The organism is Trinickia symbiotica (assembly GCF_003028655.1).
GTDB classification, from domain to species: domain Bacteria; phylum Pseudomonadota; class Gammaproteobacteria; order Burkholderiales; family Burkholderiaceae; genus Trinickia; species Trinickia symbiotica_A.
In genome coordinates this window covers 248549-263840 of sequence record NZ_PYUC01000007.1, presented here as the reverse complement: position 1 = coordinate 263840, position 15292 = coordinate 248549, and the positions used below count along the sequence as shown (strand labels likewise).

Below are 15292 nucleotides of genomic sequence, written 5' to 3'. Positions count from 1 at the left end.
GATTGTGCGAGTTCGGGCTACGACGGCATCTTCGAAGTCGGCATGACAGTGTGCGTCGAAAGCTATATCGGGGCGTAAGGCGGCACGCAGGCGTCAAGCTGCGAACTGCAGCTAGTGCTCACTGAGCATGGTTGCGTCTCGCTCACCGATTGCCCCTTCGAGACGGACTGGCTGTAAGCGTTGAAGCCGCGAAAGCTCGAGGGCTGCACAATATGGCATTTTCAAGAGAGCACGTACGGTGGCCATCCATTTGGATCTTGCCGATCTGCAGGCATTCACAGCGCTGGTCAAGCTCGGTAACTTCCGCAGGGCCGCCGAATCGATCAACATCTCGCAGCCGGCCCTGAGCCGACGCATCGACAAGCTTGAAGAGGCACTTGGCGTGCGCCTGTTCGAGCGCACGACGCGCCGTGTGTACCTGACGACGGTCGGCCAGGCCTTCGCGCCGAGCGCCGAGCAGTTGCTGGATGATCTGGACGCCGCGCTCCTCAGCATCCGCGAGGTATCGTCGAGCCACCTGGGGCACGTGACGATTGCGTGCGTACCTTCGGCTGCCCATTACTTTCTGCCAACCGTCATCGCGCAGTATCGCCTCCGTTACCCGCGCATCCGCGTCAAGCTCTTCGACGCGAGCGCGAATGAAGTATTGAACGCGGTCAAGAACGGCGAAGCCGACTTCGGCGTCGGCTTCGTCGGTAGTCAGGATGCTGACGTCGAATTCAAGCTGCTCATGCAAGATCGCTTCGTTGTAGCATGCCGACGCAATCATCCGCTGGCGAGCAAGAAGCGCGTCTCATGGAGCGAGTTCTATGAACACGACTACGTGTCCGTCGACAGGACGTCTGGAAACCGCCTGCTGCTCGACCAAGCGCTCGGGGCCGTCGCACCGCGCGCACCGAGCGTCTGTGAAACGCGCCATGTGACTACCACGCTCGGGCTCGTCGAAGCCGGGCTCGGAATCGCCGCCGTGCCGTCCATGGCGATGCCTCAGTCCGAGCATCCGTTACTGACGAGCGTACCGCTCGTCGACCCGGTAGTGACGCGACGCGTCGGTCTCGTGAGCCGCCGCGGTCGGCAGCTGACACCCGCGGCGCAAGAGTTCTACCGCATGGTCGTCGACTTACAAGGCGCACGGGGCCCCCGCGGCGCCGCGAAAAAAACGATGCGACGGGAATCGTGAGCCGCTCGGGCAGGTGCGCTCAAAAGTGTTTCTTGGTCAGGTTGGGCAGCGCCCTCGACCATTTTTGGACATGGACCGTTGCAGCAGCCCTGCCCCCTGCCCGCGCGCGGATCGGCTCAATGCTGACTGACCGGTTGGAGCCCTGTCGATTCGACCACAGGCCGGGCCTCGGGCGATGAGAGATAATCGAGCAGCTCTTTGGCTTCCCGAGGATGCGACGCACCGGTCGGAATACCCGCGGCATAGCGCGTGACGGACTGCACGGATTCAGGAATGGTGCCGACGAACGTCACGCCCTTGACGGGTAGCAACTCGCTGACCTGTTGAAAGCCGACCTCATAGTCACCAGTCGCAACCACCGATGCAACCGGAATCCGTGGAATCAGCTTCGCCTTTTGCTTGACGTCGTCTTCGATTCCGAGCTTCTTGAAAAGCTCGCGCTCGATATATACGCCACTTGCGCTGTCGGAATAGGCGATCGACTTCGCGTGCAAAAGCGTCTGCCGCAATGCATCGAGCGAACTGATATCCGGTTTCGGCGCGCCTTCGCGAACAACCATGCCGATGCGTGAATCGGCGAGCTCGACACGGGAGCCGGGGATGACTTTGCCTTGCTTGATCAGATCGTCGAGTGCATAGCCGACCATGATCACGACGTCGGCGGGTTCGCCGCGCGCAAGCCTGTTCGGTATGGCAGCGGCGGACTTGCCCATCGACGGCCCTTGGATCGTATCCAGCGTGTTTCCTGTTGCCGCGGCGAAGCGCGGACCGAGCAACTGATACGCCGCCGTGAAGCCGCCAGAGGTCATCACATGCAGCTCCGCGCTTTGCACATTCGTCGCTGCAACCGTGCTGCCAATAAACGCGACGGCAAGGCACTTCAGCAAAACGGATCGAAGGGTTCGCATCATCTTAGGCCTCCTCTTATTGTGATTGGACCGCGCCCAGTGCAGCCGGCACGCGCCGGTACAGCACGAACGTCGCGCAGCACGCGCAGGCGGCGGCAAAGCTCAGCCAGTATCCCGGTGCGGCCTTGTCGCCCGTCCATTGAATCAAAGCCGTGGAAATCGCGGGCGTGAAGCCGCCGAATACGGCTGTTGCCAGGCTGTATGCGAGAGAGAAGCCGGCCACGCGTACCTCGGCGGGCATGATCTCGGTGAGCGCGACCACCATCGCACCGTTATAGACGCCGTACATGAACGACAGCCACAGCAGTACTCCGAGCATGCTCGTGAAGCTCGGTGCATGCGCGAGCCAGGAGAGCACCGGATACGCGGTCAGCACAGCAAGCACACTCATGCCGACCAAAAGCGGACGGCGGCCAAAACGGTCCGACAGCGCACCGCCAGTTGGCAACCAGACGAAATTCGACACGCCGATACATAGCGTGACAAGCAAGCTATCGGCCGTGCTGAGGTGAAGCACGGTCTTGCCGAAGGTCGGCGCATAGACGGTGATGAGGTAAAAGCTCGTGGTGGTCATCGCGACCAGCATCATGCCGGCAAGCACGATCGCCCAGTGTCGAGCCAGCGTGCGGAATACCTCACGCACATCGGCCCGATGCTGGCGCTGCTCGAACGCTCGAGTTTCCGTGAGATTGCGGCGCAGCGCGAAGATGAAAGGCACGATCAGGCAGCCGACGAAGAACGGCACCCGCCACCCCCATTCGGCGATCATGCTCTTGCTGAGCCATTGGTTCAGCGCGAATCCGAGCGTGGCCGCGACGACGATCGCGACCTGCTGGCTAGCCGACTGCCAGCTCGTGTAGAAGCCTTTACGACCCGGCGCCGCCATCTCGGCCAAGTAGACCGAGACCCCGCCGAGCTCCGCGCCGGCCGAAAAACCCTGCAGCAGACGGCCTAGCAGCACGAGCGCGGGCGCGGCGAGGCCGATGCTGGCATAGCCAGGCACGAAGGCTATGAGAATCGTGCCGACAGCCATCAGCGAAAGCGTAACGATCAGCCCCTTGCGGCGACCGACATCGTCTATATAAGCGCCAAGCACAATCGCGCCGATCGGTCTCATCAGAAAGCCGGCGCCGAACACGGCGAAAGTCATCATCAAGGACGCGAACTCGCTCGACGACGGAAAGAAAACCGCCGCGATTTGCGTCGCATAGAAGCCGAACAGGAAAAAGTCGAACTGCTCGAGGAAGTTGCCGGCGGTAACGCGGAGTACGGTCGCGCTTGCACGACCGCGATCGGAAGCGATGGCGGCTGATTGTTGCATGGAGGTGTCTCCTGACGGTTCTAGTTCATGCGCCGCCGGCAGGTCATGCGATGAGCTACTGAGCGACCACGCATTGTTCTTTGGAACAGCCCGCGATGTGAAGTGCAAGTTTCAGATCGATTGATGCGTGATTTTGATCAATCGATGGCGATCGGTAAGCTCGCCGAGCTGTATCGCGATTCGAAATCTTCGATGAACCCATCCCGGGGTACAGAGTCGTCCCGATCGCATCGATGACGCTCGCGAGCGGGACGTTCGCTATGGCAACAGCGGTCTTTGCTGTGGGCTTGGGGATAGGCGCCGCGCTGACGCTGTACGACGCGCTGTTTGGACTTTCTCGGAACCGGTAGACACGCTTGGCCTATGATCAGCGGCGTGCGGAACACTGCGGAATTCGGGGGAAATCTACGACCGTAGAAAAAGACAAAGCCTTGATCTCTCAAGGCTTTTCTGACTGTTCTGTGCTTCCCCGGACAATCGGGTGGTGGAGGTAAGCGGGATCGAACCGCTGACCTCTTGCATGCCATGCAAGCGCTCTCCCAGCTGAGCTATACCCCCTTGCAGAACAGAAACGAGATTCTATATGCCCTTCTCTAACTTGTAAATACCCCTTACATCGCTTCGTGCACTTTCCGGTCCACGAGCAAAACACGCCGCACCGCGACCGCGAGCACCGCGCCGTCCGCGCCCGCAATCACGTGGCCGACAAGCCCTTCTCGATTCGCGCCACCACAGCTTCGCGACCGACGAGCGCAAGCACTGCGTCGATCGACGGCGTATGCGTCGTCCCGACAACGAGAAGCCGCACCGGCATCGCGAGCTGCGGCATCTTGAGCGTGTGGGCGGCAAGCGTCGCCTTCATCGCCGCCGCGATGCCCTCTTTCGTCCACTCCGCCGAGCGTAAGGCCGCAGCCAACTCCGCGAGCGCGGGGCGAACCGCGTCGGTGACATGCTGAGCCAACGCATCCGCCTCGGGCGCGGGCATGCGATAGAACATCGCGGAAGTTTCGGCGATTTCCTTAATCGTCGTGGCCCGATCCTTCATGAGCGCGACCACGCCGACGAGATCCGGACCGCCCGCGAGCGTCGCTTCATCAATGCCGACCTCGGCGAAGAAAGGCTTCGCGAGTTCGGCCAGACGCGCGTTGTCAGCTTCCTTGATGTAGTGGTTGTTGAGCCAGTTCAGCTTGTTGTGGTCGTATTGCGCCGGCGACTTGCCGAGGTGCTCGAGATCGAACCATTCGACGAACTGCTCGCGCGAAAAGATTTCTGCATCGCCGTGCGACCAGCCGAGCCGAGCCAGATAGTTCAGCACGGCCTCGGGCAAATAACCCGCGTCGCGATAGCCCACGACGCTCACTGCACCGTGGCGCTTGCTCATCTTCTCGCCCGCTTCGTTGAGCACCGTGGGCAGATGCGCAAAGACGGGCGGCTCGGCGCCGAGCGCACGCATGATGTTGATTTGCCGCGGGGTGTTGTTGACGTGATCGTCGCCGCGAATCACGTGGGTGATTCGCATGTCGATATCGTCGACGACGACGCAGAAGTTATAGGTCGGCGTACCGTCGGGCCGTGCAATGACGAGATCATCGAGCTCGTCGTTCGAGATCTCGACGCGCCCTTTCACCGCATCGTCCCAGGCGACGACGCCCGCGAGCGGATTCTTGAACCGGATTACGGGGTCGACGCCGGCGGGAGGCGTCGGCAGGACTTTGCCCGGCTCCGGCCGCCACGTTCCGTCGTAACGCGGCTTGAGACCCGCCTCGCGTTGCCGCTCGCGCAGCGCGTCGAGCTCCTCCGTCGACATGTAGCACGGATAGGCGAGCCCTTTCTCGACCATCTGCGCAACCACTTCGCGGTAGCGGTCCATGCGCTGCATCTGGTAGTAAGGGCCTTCGTCGTAATCGAGGCCGAGCCATGCCATGCCTTCGAGAATCGCATCGACGGAAGCGGCGGTCGAACGTTCGACGTCAGTGTCCTCGATGCGCAGTACGAACGTCCCCTTCATCTTGCGCGCAAACGCCCACGGATAGAGCGCGGAGCGGATGTTGCCGAGATGGATGAAGCCCGTGGGGCTCGGGGCGAAACGGGTACGGACGGTAGACATAGGCGAGTTGGCGCGCGAAAGCGGCGATGCGGACGGCGAAAAAGAGACGGCAATTATAACGTGTGACGCAAACACGCCTCGCCGCGCCGAGCGCGTTGTCGAGCGCGTTGTCGAGCGCGTTGTCGAGCGCGTTGTCGAGCGCGTTGTCGAGCGCGTTGTCGAGCGCGTTGTCGAGCGCGGAACGGATACGACACCGGGCGCTCGTGAGCGGCCGTTTGCCTTATGATGTGGCCGCGCGTCGCATCACACCCAATGGCGTGGATCGACGCTGGCTGCGAGGGACCCGTCCATTTGCTCGGGACACCGCGCATTCATCGCAGTGGGAGACATCGTTTTGAGCTCATCTTCATCCCGCCCGCCGCGCCTGTCTCGGCGCGGTTTCTCAATTGCCTGCGCATCGGCCGTCCTCGGCGCCTGCGCGTCGCCACCCTCGAAAACGACGAGCGACACCACCTCCGCACTCGCGCCGAGCACGCCGCCCGTCCTACCGATTCCGTCACGTCCCTTGCGGATTGGGCTCGCGCTCGGTGGCGGCGCGGCTCGTGGCTTCGCCCACATCGGCGTCATCAAGGCGCTCGAAGCGCGGGGCTTGCACGCCGACATCGTCTGCGGCACCAGTGCAGGCTCCGTGGTGGGCGCGCTCTACGCGTCGGGGATGACCGGCATCGCGATCAACAAGCTCGCATTGACGATGGACCAGGCATCGATCAGCGACTGGGCGATGCCGTTTCGCGCACGCGGCTTCCTGCAAGGCGTCGCACTGCAGAACTATGTCAATGCGACGCTCGCCAACCGTCCGATCGAAAAAATGGCGAAGCCGCTCGGCATCGTCGCGACGGACCTGCGCACGGGGCAGCCGATCCTCTTTCAGCGCGGCAACACCGGTGTCGCCGTGCGTGCGTCATGCAGCGTGCCGTCGATTTTCGAACCCGTGACGATCGGCGGGCACGAGTACGTCGACGGCGGGCTCGTAAGCCCCGTTCCCGCCTCGTTCGCGCGCCGCATGGGTGCCGACTTCGTCGTGGCCGTCGACATCTCGGCCAACCCCGAAACGGCGCTCACGCAAAGCTCGTTCGACGTGCTGCTTCAGACGTTCACGATCATGGGTCAAACGATCAAGACCTACGAGCTCGAGAAATATGCCGACTTCGTGATTCGCCCGAATCTCGCGGCGATGAGCGGGAGCGACTTCGGGCAACGAAATGCAGCTATCCTCGCCGGCGAGGAGGCCGTTGCCAAGGCGTTCGGGCAACTCGAACAAAAACTGGCGGCAAGTCAGGCGCGCGCAGCGTAGTCAGCAATGGGGCGAATTCGCGATAATGGGCCGCGCGAATCGTCAAACTAAAGGTCGATGACCATCGATCTTCCATCAACCTTTGGGTCGACAACGCTCGAGCAGCCCTCGCCGAGAGGGTTTCCTCATACGAGGATGAGCCCTCCCGCGTAGCTCGTTCATTTTGGATTATTTGCAAGCGCTACCGGTACCCGAGACGAGATCTGCCTCCGGCGGTTTTGGGACGTCGGCGAGAAACTCGTTCAACCGAAAAGTATGGCGAATTGAGTTGGGCGTGAAAACGCCGTTCCTCGCCTGCAAAACTACAGGGCGAGAAGACGCATTCAACTAGGATTTAGGGGGCGGAACGGACGTCCAGAAGCGAGGCCCTGAGAAGGGGCCCCGTTTGAGAGAAGTACCGGAAACGGCTTAGTTGCTACCCTTCGCGTCCATGCTCACGCGTTGGCGCAACTGCTCCGCCGGAAAATCGGTCTCGACGCGGCGAGCGCCGGTGAAGCGCTTTTCCCAGTAACGATCGTCGAGATCGTCGACGCGGATCGTGCTACCCGTCGAGGGCGAATGCACGAACTTGTTGTCGCCGATATAAATGCCGACGTGAGAAAACGTCCGACGCATCGTATGGAAAAACACGAGATCGCCGGGCTTCAAATCGCTGATCCGCACCTTTTCGCCCACCCGGCTCATCTCCTCGGCGCGGCGCGGCAGCGCCAGACCGAGCGTGTCCTGGAAGACGTAGCGGACGAAGCCGCTGCAATCGAGCCCCGAATCAGGCGAATCGCCGCCCCAACGATAGCGCACGCCAATCATGTTCAGCGCGCCGACGACGACATCGCCGGCCTTGCCCGCCATTCCCGACAGAAAAGCCTTCGCGCGTCCGCCACTGGTCATGGGCGCCGGGGCGGCTTGCGAATCAGGGGAAGGAGCGGCGAAAAGAGGCGTCGGAGCGGCGCCGGGTTGAATCGAGATTGCGGTGCTTTGCGACAAATTGTTCGCTTCGTCTGCGAACGCACTGGCAGCTGCTGTCATCAGCGCGCCAACTAGCATTACGGTGACGACGCGCGAGCGAGCCTGGGCAAAGTATCGATGCTGCATCGGTCGGTAGAATTTGCTTAAGAATCAGCGGTCTGGCGAAAAGTTTGGACGATACTAGCCAGAATGTAACTAGTTGTCAAAACAATTTAAAAAAACAATAAAAGGACGCGATCAGCGCCCGGGCCTGGCATTTTCACGCCTACCCTGTCCCCATGCTTGCGGCAACCAGCCTTTGTGTATACGAATGCTCGGGAGTCGAGAATATCTTCTCGACATCGCCCGTCTCGACAATCGCGCCGTTTTGCATCACGACGACACGATGCGCCATCGCGCCGATGACCGCCAGGTCATGACTGATGAATATGAAGCCGAGATTGTATTTGTGCTGCAGCGCGGTCAGCAGCGCCAATACCTGCTGCTGAATCGAGACGTCGAGCGCGCTCGTGGGTTCATCGAGTATGAGCAAGCGCGGTTCCAGGATAAGCGCGCGTGCGATCGCAATCCTCTGACGTTGACCGCCGGAGAACTCGTGCGGATAGCGCGCCAGTGCGGTGCGATCGATCCCCACTTCGCGCAGCATGGCGATGACTTTCTCGCGCCGGGCGGCTCTGCCGAGTTCAGGGCGATGCAGCTCGAGCCCTTCTCCGACGATCCGCTCGATCGTGTGGCGCGGCGAGAGCGAGCTGAACGGGTCCTGAAAGACGACCTGCATATTCGATCGCAGCAGCGTGCGCTCGCGCCCGCGGTAGCTCGCGAGCGCACGTCCCTGGAACTCGATCGCGCCCTGGGAGGCGCGCTGTAGGCCCAGCAGCGCCATCGCGAGCGTCGACTTGCCGGAGCCGGACTCGCCGACGATGCCGAGCGTCTCGCCTTGGCGCACGGCGAGGCTCGCGTTCGAAACAGCGGTGAAGCGCCCGGCCCGAAACCAGCCGGCGATACCGGGAACTCGCGTGCGAAACGTCACCGAGACGTCGCGCGCATCGAGCACGGTCGGGGCGATCGGCAGGACGGGATTGACGGCCCGCTGCGGGCGGCTTTCGATGAGGCGGCGCGTATAAGGATGCTGCGGCTCCGCGAAAATCCGCTCGACGGGTCCGCTTTCGACGAGCACGCCCTTCTCCATGACGGCCACGCGCTGGGCGAAGCGGCGCACGAGATTCAGATCGTGCGTGATGAGCAGCACGGCCATGCCGCGCCGCTCGGCCTCGTGAATCTGCAGCTCGAGCAGTAGATCGACGATCTGCGCGCGAATCGTCACGTCGAGCGCCGTCGTCGGCTCGTCGGCGAGCAATAGCCGCGGACGACATGCAAGCGCCATCGCGATCATCGCGCGCTGCCGCTGGCCACCCGATAGCTGATGCGGGTAGCTGTTCACGCGCTTTCCGGGTTCGCCGATGCCCGTGCGCGCGATGAGCGCGATCGCGCGCCGCCGCGCCTCGTCGGCCGACACCCCGTCGTGCGCGACGATCGTCTCCGCGATCTGCTCCCCGATCGTATAGAGCGGGTTCAGCGCGGTCATCGGCTCCTGAAAGATCATGGCGATGTCCGCGCCGCGCAGCCCGCGCATTTCGCGCTCGCTTTTCGTCGTCAAGTCTTCGCCCTCGAACCGAATCGCCCCGCTCACTTGGGCATCACGCAAGAGGCGCAGTATGGCGAGCGCCGTCACTGTCTTGCCCGAACCGGATTCGCCGACGAGCGCGACGCGTTCGCCGCGCGCGATCGCGAACGTCACATCGCTGACGGCAACGGTATCGCCGAACGACACGCGCAGATTTTCGAGCGAGAGCAGCGGCTCGCCGTTGGCTTCATGCCCTGCTCGCGCCTCATGGGTCGGCTTCGAACTCACTGGTTGCCTCCCGCGCGCATCGCATCGGCAATGCGCGTATCGAGCGCATTGCGCAACGCATCGCCCATGAACGTCAGCAACAACAGCGTGGCGACGAGCACCCCGAACGTCGCGACAGAAATCCACCAGGCATCGAGATTCGCCTTCCCTTCGGCGAGCAGCTCGCCAAGGCTCGGCGTCGGCGGCGGCACGCCGAGACCGAGAAAATCGAGGCTCGTGAGCGCGAGAATCGAACCGCTCATCCGGAACGGCAGGAACGTAATGACGGGGGTCATGCTGTTCGGCAGCACATGGCGCCAGATGATCTGCCAATTCGAAAGACCCATCGCGCGCGCGGCGCGCACATAGTCTTGCGTCCTGTTACGCAGGAATTCGGCGCGCACGTAATCGGATAGGCCGATCCAGCCGAACAGCGACAGCAGCACGAGGAGCAGCAGCAGGCTCGGCTCGAAGATCGACGCGAAGATGATCAACAGATAAAGCTCGGGCAGCGAGCTCCAGATCTCGATCAAGCGCTGCCCGATGATATCGATTCGGCCTCCGAAATAACCCTGCACGGCGCCCGCGACGATGCCGAGAACACTGCCGATGAACGTCAGCACGAGCCCGAACTCGACGGAAATACGAAACCCGTAGACGAGCCGGGCGAAGACGTCGCGGCCCTGCTGGTCGGTGCCCAGCCAGTTTTCGTGCGACGGCGGCGCGGGGTTCGCAGCTTTCGAAAAGTAGTTCAGCGTGTCGTAGTAATAGTGATTGAGCGGATAGACGGCGAAGTTGCCGGGCAACGCGAACCGATGCCGGACGTACGGATCGAGATAGTCGGCCGGCGTCGGGAAATCGCCGCCGAACGCGGTCTCCGGGTAGGTCTTCACGAGCGGGAAATAAAGCTTGCCGTCATAGCGCACGACGAGCGGCTTGTCGTTCGACCATATCGGCCCCGCGAGGCTCACGACGAATGCGACGACAAAGACGACGAGGCTCCAGTAGCCGAGACGCTGTGCCTTGAAGCGGCGCCAGACACGGCGCGCGGGCGTCGGCGAGACGAACGCGGCCGGCAGATCGCGGCGCGGTTCGGCGTCGGTGTCGAGACGGGGACGGGCTCGGCTCAAATCAGCGCTCCAGTTGCTCGAATTGAATGCGCGGATCGACCCAGACGTAGCAGAGGTCCGAAATCAGCTTCGTCGCGAGCCCGATCAGCGTGAACAGATAAAGCGTGCCGAGCACGACGGGATAGTCGCGCCGCACGACCGACTCGTACGAGAGCAGACCGAGACCGTCGAGCGAAAACAGCGTCTCGATCAGCAGGCTGCCCGTGAAGAAGGCACCGATGAACGCGGCCGGAAAGCCCACGACGAGCGGCAGCATCGCATTGCGAAAGACGTGCTTCCAAAGCACGCGCCGCTCGCCGAGGCCTTTGGCGCGCGCCGTCAGTACGTACTGTTTCTTGATCTCATCGAGAAACGCGTTCTTCGTCAGCATCGTCACGACGGCGAAACTGCCGACCACCGATGCCGTCACCGGCAACGCGATATGCCAGAGATAGTCGACGATCTTGCCGCCGATCGAGAGCTGAGAGAAGTTGTCGGAGACGAGCCCGCGCAATGGAAAGATCTGCAGGAACGAGCCGCCGCCGAACAGCACGAGCAGCAGCACGCCGAGCACGAAGCCTGGGATCGCGTATCCGACGAGCACGACGAGACTCGTCGCCACATCGAACGGCGAACCGTTGCGGATCGCCTTCGCAATGCCGAGCGGCACCGATATCAGATAGGTCAAAAAGAACGTCCACAAGCCGATGCTGATGGAGACAGGCAGCTTCGAAATCACGAGCGACCAGACGCTTTGATGACGGAAGTAGCTTTGCCCCAGATCGAACCTCGCAAAGCGCGAGAGCATCAGCCAATAACGCGTGAGCGGCGGCTTGTCGAAGCCGTAGAGCGCTTTCAGTTGCGCCATCTGCCGGGCATCGACGCCCGTGTGTGCGCGCAGGCCGAACGGCGGCGCCGCGGCCTGCCCTTCCTGCGCGGTCCCCTTGCGCAATTCGTAGGCGAGCTGCTCGACGGGACCGCCAGGCACGAACTGAATGACGATGAACGTGAGCGTCAGCACGCCGATCAACGTCGGGATCATCAACAACAGCCGTCTAAGAATATAGGCCCACATGGTCGGTCATCCTCGGGAGCGGGGATCGAGCCACCACATCGTTACGATCCAGTCCTCCGCCGAATAGTACAGCGGCAACGTATCGGGGTAGCGCAGCTCGCGCTTGTACGCAATGCGATGCGTCGTGCTGAACCAATGCGGCACGACGTAGTAGCCGTTCATCAGCACGCGATCGAGTGCATGCGTCGCGTCGACGAGGTCCTCTTTCGTCTGCGCACCGACGAGCGAGTGCAGGATGGCGTCGACGGCCGGCGACTTGAGCCCGATCATGTTGTCGGAGCCGGGCTCGTCGGCCTGCTTGCTGCCGAAACGCGATACTTGCTCGACGCCCGGCACTTGAACACCCGGATAGCGCAGCGAGGTCATGTCGAAATCGAACGTCTCGTATCGCTTCTGGATCAGGGCGAAGTCGGCGGCCCGAAAGTTGGCCTTGATCCCGAGTTTCGCAAGGTTGCGCGCATAGGCCGCGACGATGGGCTCCATCGCCCCGCGCGAACTTTCGTCTTCGAGGACGTCGAATTCGAACGGCTGACCCTTGGCATTGCGCAGCGCACCGTTGCGATAGGTCCAGCCAGCCGCGGAAAGCAACGCGCGCGCCTTCAGCAGGTTCGCGCGCAGCGAATTCGGCGGGTCCGTATCGGGCTGCACGGGCATGGGGCCGAAAACAGCCGGATCCAGTTGCGCGCGCAACGGATTCAGAAGCTTCAGCTCACCTTGCATCGGCATTCCCGTCGCCTGCAAATCGCTGTCCGCGAAATAGCTTTGCAGCCGCGTATAGGCGCCGAAGAACAGACGGCTGTTGAGCCACTGAAAATCGAATGCGAGGTCGAGCGCCTTGCGCACGCGCAGATCTTGAAAGAGCGGGCGGCGCAGATTCATGATGAAGCCCTGCATGCCCGCACCGTTGTGCTGCCGAAACTCGCGCTTGATGAGCTCGCCGTCGTCGAATCGCTTGCCGACGTCGCGCCGTGCCCAGTTGCGCGCCACGTATTCGACGAGCGCGTCGTACTCGCCGGCCTTGAATGCCTCGAGCCGGGCCGTGTTGTCGGAGTAGAGCTTGTAGGTGACGCGATCGAAGTTGTCCTCCCCGACTCGCACGGGCAACGACGCGCCCCAATAGGAAGGGTCGCGCCGGTACGTGATCGTATGGCCGCCGTCGTAGCTCTCGATCAGGTACGGTCCGCTGCCGATCGGCTTTTCGAATGCGAGCTGATCGAACGGCACGCGCGTGCCGTCGGGCTTCATGCCCCACTTGCGCGAAAACACGGGCATCGCGCCGGCGATCAGCGGCAGCTCGCGGTTCGGCTGGCGAAAGTCGAAGCGGATCGTCGCGGGATCGACGGCGACCGCGCGCGAAATCTCGGCGAAATAGGCCGCGAACTGCGGGGCGGCCAGCCGGCTCGTCAGCGTATCGAACGAGTATTTGACGTCGGCGGCCGTCACGGAGTCGCCGTTCGAAAAGCGCGCGCGCGGATTGATGTGGAACGTGACCGACAGGCGATCGGGCGCGATGCGAATATCGTCGGCAAGCAGGCAATACGCCGTGGCCATTTCATCCGAGCTGTTCGTGGTCAGCGTCTCGAACAACATCCCAATGCCGGGCGCCGCGTTGCCGCGCAGCGTGAATGGATTGAACTTGTCGAAGCTCGTCAGGCGGTCGGGGTTCGAGAGGACGAGCGTGCCGCCTTTCGGCGCATCGGGGTTGACATAGTCGAAATGCTTGAAGCCCGGCGGATATTTCGGACTGCCAAATTGCGCAATGGCATAGACGGCCCACGCGGGCGACGGCACGGCGAACCAACCGGCACAGGAAAGCGCGAGCAATGAATGAACGAGAAAACGCAGCGCGGCGGTCCTTCGCAAACCGGTCTTCATGAGCACCTTTCGGTTGGTCGAGGTGGGCGTTGTGAGAGAATTCTACCCAAACCCACGCCGGGCGGGCCGAACGTGCCATCGCGCGCTGTGCCGGCCGGCGCTGTCTAGACCGTCTTTAGAGGAGAATTCATGGGCTTTCTCGCTGGAAAACGCATTTTGCTGACGGGTCTGCTGTCGAACCGCTCGATTGCCTACGGCATCGCGCAAGCGTGCAAGCGCGAAGGCGCCGAGCTCGCATTCACGTACGTCGGCGACCGCTTCAAGGACCGTATCACCGAGTTCGCGAACGAATTCGGCAGCGAGCTCGTCTTTCCATGCGACGTTGCCGACGACGCGCAAATCGATGCCCTCTTCGCATCGCTCAAGGCGCATTGGCCGACGCTCGACGGTCTCGTTCACTCGATCGGCTTCGCGCCGCGCGAGGCAATCGCCGGCGATTTTCTCGACGGCATGACGCGTGAGAATTTCCGCATTGCGCACGACATCTCCGCCTACAGCTTTCCCGCATTGGCGAAGGCCGCGTTGCCGTTGCTCTCGCCGGACGCGTCGCTCTTGACGCTCTCCTATCTCGGCGCCGAAAAAGTCATTCCGAACTACAACACGATGGGCGTCGCTAAAGCGGCACTCGAGGCGAGCGTCCGCTATATGGCCGGCTCACTCGGTCCGAAAGGCGTTCGCGTGAACGCGATCTCGGCGGGCCCGATCAAAACGCTCGCCGCGAGCGGCATCAAGGGCTTCGGCAAGATTCTCGACTTCGTCGAGCAAAACGCGCCGCTCAAGCGCAACGTGACGATCGAGCAAGTCGGCAATACGGCCGCCTTCCTTCTCTCGGAACTGGCGAGCGGCGTGACGGCGGAAATCGTTCACGTAGATAGCGGCTTTCATGCCGTCGTCGGGGGAATGGCTGCCGTTGCCGAATAAGAAGTGCGCGCGGGCCTGCCCGGCCCGCTTCCAGGCATAAAAAAGTCGCTCGCCGATTGTCTCGACGGGCGACTTTTTGTTTCGTGCAAGCAGCTTTATCGCGTCACATGGCGTTGGCTGCCTGCCGCACTACCATAGGGGCACCGAAAGGCCGAAGCAGGGAGCGCCGTTCCGCTATCAGCGCCATCCCTCATGCCGCCCGTGATCGTGCCAATCGCGATCGTGCCAATCGCGGCCGCGCCAGCCGTCGTGATGGCGATACCAATCGTCGCGGTCCCACCAGCGACCGCCATCCCAGTACCGATCGCCATGCCAGCCGATGACGATCGCCGGAGGAGCCGGCGCATAAACGACAGGCGGCGGCGGAGGCGCATAGACGGGCGCGGGCGCGACATAGACAGGCGCCGGTACGCCGATATTCACACCGATGTCCACGCGCGCCATCGCCGCGCTCGAGGCGCCGATCGCGAGTGCGGCGACGGCGTACGAAAGGATGCGTGCAGGTTTCATCATGACAGCTCTATCCAATGGAAGCGTTCGACAGGTTCGAGAGCGATCCTCGATGGAACCGACTATACCGCATGCCTCCTTTTGTGATATTTCATACTTGTAACTGTTGCTGCTCTATATAGCAAGCGCTGGCAA

General features: G+C 62.3%; 12 protein-coding genes and 1 tRNA gene. 3 read left to right on the top strand and 10 right to left on the bottom strand.

Going from position 1 to position 15292, the window contains the following annotated elements:
- Nucleotides 1-238: 238 nt before the first annotated feature.
- Nucleotides 239-1180, top strand: a complete 942-nt coding sequence (locus C9I57_RS15935; protein WP_107151616.1) for a LysR family transcriptional regulator — start codon at nt 239-241, stop codon at nt 1178-1180.
- 116 nt (nt 1181-1296) lie between these two features.
- Here the strand turns inward: C9I57_RS15935 and C9I57_RS15930 are convergent, their stop codons facing one another.
- The 4 genes from C9I57_RS15930 to gltX all read right to left on the bottom strand — a co-directional run bounded on the left by C9I57_RS15930 (nt 1297) and on the right by gltX (nt 5516).
- Nucleotides 1297-2091, bottom strand: coding sequence for a substrate-binding domain-containing protein (locus C9I57_RS15930; RefSeq protein WP_107151615.1), 795 nt, complete (start codon nt 2089-2091; stop codon nt 1297-1299).
- 13 nt (nt 2092-2104) lie between these two features.
- A complete protein-coding gene (locus C9I57_RS15925) occupies nt 2105-3409 on the bottom strand; it encodes an MFS transporter (protein ID WP_107151614.1) in 1305 nt (434 codons plus the stop codon).
- Nucleotides 3410-3891: 482 nt separating this feature from the next.
- Nucleotides 3892-3967: transfer RNA gene (locus C9I57_RS15920), tRNA-Ala, on the bottom strand.
- Between the two features lie 136 nt (nt 3968-4103).
- Nucleotides 4104-5516, bottom strand: coding sequence for a glutamate--tRNA ligase (gene gltX / locus C9I57_RS15915; protein ID WP_107151613.1), 1413 nt, complete (start codon nt 5514-5516; stop codon nt 4104-4106).
- 313 nt (nt 5517-5829) lie between these two features.
- Between gltX and C9I57_RS15905 the strand changes: the two genes are divergently transcribed.
- Nucleotides 5830-6810, top strand: coding sequence for a patatin-like phospholipase family protein (locus C9I57_RS15905; protein WP_440130215.1), 981 nt, complete (start codon nt 5830-5832; stop codon nt 6808-6810).
- 408 nt (nt 6811-7218) lie between these two features.
- Here C9I57_RS15905 and C9I57_RS15900 read toward each other — a convergent pair whose 3' ends face one another.
- The 5 genes from C9I57_RS15900 to C9I57_RS15880 all read right to left on the bottom strand — a co-directional run bounded on the left by C9I57_RS15900 (nt 7219) and on the right by C9I57_RS15880 (nt 13726).
- Nucleotides 7219-7902 carry a C40 family peptidase gene (locus tag C9I57_RS15900; protein ID WP_107151611.1) on the bottom strand — a complete coding sequence of 228 codons (684 nt, stop codon included), beginning with the start codon at nt 7900-7902 and terminating at the stop codon, nt 7219-7221.
- Between the two features lie 139 nt (nt 7903-8041).
- Nucleotides 8042-9688 carry an ABC transporter ATP-binding protein gene (locus tag C9I57_RS15895; protein WP_107151610.1) on the bottom strand — a complete coding sequence of 549 codons (1647 nt, stop codon included), beginning with the start codon at nt 9686-9688 and terminating at the stop codon, nt 8042-8044.
- On the bottom strand, nt 9685-10797 hold the full coding sequence (locus tag C9I57_RS15890; RefSeq protein WP_440130212.1) for an ABC transporter permease: 1113 nt from the start codon (nt 10795-10797) through the stop codon (nt 9685-9687). The genes C9I57_RS15895 and C9I57_RS15890 overlap by 4 nt, the downstream gene beginning before the upstream one ends.
- 1 nt (nt 10798) lies before the next feature.
- The gene (locus C9I57_RS15885) at nt 10799-11851 is read right to left on the bottom strand and encodes a microcin C ABC transporter permease YejB (protein WP_018444110.1); all 1053 of its coding nucleotides are present in this window, start codon (nt 11849-11851) and stop codon (nt 10799-10801) included.
- A 6-nt stretch (nt 11852-11857) separates the two neighbouring features.
- Entirely contained in the window at nt 11858-13726 is a 1869-nt protein-coding gene (locus C9I57_RS15880) for an extracellular solute-binding protein (RefSeq protein WP_107151609.1), read from the bottom strand.
- Nucleotides 13727-13855: 129 nt separating this feature from the next.
- Between C9I57_RS15880 and fabI the strand changes: the two genes are divergently transcribed.
- Nucleotides 13856-14647, top strand: a complete 792-nt coding sequence (gene fabI / locus C9I57_RS15875; RefSeq protein ID WP_107151608.1) for an enoyl-ACP reductase FabI — start codon at nt 13856-13858, stop codon at nt 14645-14647.
- A gap of 177 nt (nt 14648-14824) precedes the next feature.
- Here the strand turns inward: fabI and C9I57_RS15870 are convergent, their stop codons facing one another.
- A complete protein-coding gene (locus C9I57_RS15870) occupies nt 14825-15157 on the bottom strand; it encodes a hypothetical protein (RefSeq protein WP_107151736.1) in 333 nt (110 codons plus the stop codon).
- Nucleotides 15158-15292: the final 135 nt, after the last annotated feature.

Coding starts and splice junctions, on each gene's coding strand:
- C9I57_RS15930 (WP_107151615.1), bottom strand. CDS start 2,091: ATGATGCGAACCCTTCGATCCGTTTTGCTGAAGTGCCTTGCCGTCGCG.
- C9I57_RS15925 (WP_107151614.1), bottom strand. CDS start 3,409: ATGCAACAATCAGCCGCCATCGCTTCCGATCGCGGTCGTGCAAGCGCG.
- gltX (WP_107151613.1), bottom strand. CDS start 5,516: ATGTCTACCGTCCGTACCCGTTTCGCCCCGAGCCCCACGGGCTTCATC.
- C9I57_RS15900 (WP_107151611.1), bottom strand. CDS start 7,902: ATGCAGCATCGATACTTTGCCCAGGCTCGCTCGCGCGTCGTCACCGTA.
- C9I57_RS15885 (WP_018444110.1), bottom strand. CDS start 11,851: ATGTGGGCCTATATTCTTAGACGGCTGTTGTTGATGATCCCGACGTTG.
- C9I57_RS15880 (WP_107151609.1), bottom strand. CDS start 13,726: ATGAAGACCGGTTTGCGAAGGACCGCCGCGCTGCGTTTTCTCGTTCAT.
- fabI (WP_107151608.1), top strand. CDS start 13,856: ATGGGCTTTCTCGCTGGAAAACGCATTTTGCTGACGGGTCTGCTGTCG.
- C9I57_RS15870 (WP_107151736.1), bottom strand. CDS start 15,157: ATGAAACCTGCACGCATCCTTTCGTACGCCGTCGCCGCACTCGCGATC.